Here is a 530-nt window from a genome sequence, read left to right as displayed (position 1 = left end):
AATTTAGTTTACCACTACAGTCCCTCCCTTCTGATTTGCAAGGGCGATTACTTTACACTTGGTCATATGGTTTCCTCCTTCCTCGAAAAATTTAATAGCCAATCCCTTTTACGGAATGGGCTATGTATAAAAATGAGCATGAAAAAAGCCGACTGACTCATATTGAACCAATCGGCTATGTATTCTCAATTCGATAGCATTTGAGTTATATTAACATTTTTCTTTTTCAACCTACCATTTACGCCTTCTATAATTAATTTTGTATTATAATGGTGTTAGAATATAAATAGTACAAGTCAAAATGAGAATTCCTTATAAGAAAAATTATGGTACAATGTAGGTACCGCACTGAAGGAGGATCTCATTATGGCAAAGCACTATGACAAACAATTTAAGCTGGATGCAGTCCAGTATTATCATGATCACAAGACCTTAGGACTGCAGGGCTGTGCTACAAATTTAGGAATCAGTCAGCAGACTTTATCACGCTGGCAGAAAGAACTGCGTGAAACAGGTGATATTGAAAGCCG

At 36.6% G+C, this 530-nt stretch carries 1 protein-coding gene; it reads left to right on the top strand.

Annotated features, from left to right (window positions below):
• Window positions 1-366: 366 nt before the first annotated feature.
• On the top strand, window positions 367-530 hold a 164-nt coding region (locus tag ACYQ35_RS02130; RefSeq protein WP_459829704.1), incomplete at its 3' end, for a transposase.

This window comes from Faecalimonas hominis (assembly GCF_054660755.1).
This window is presented reverse-complemented; position numbering and strand designations above follow the sequence as displayed.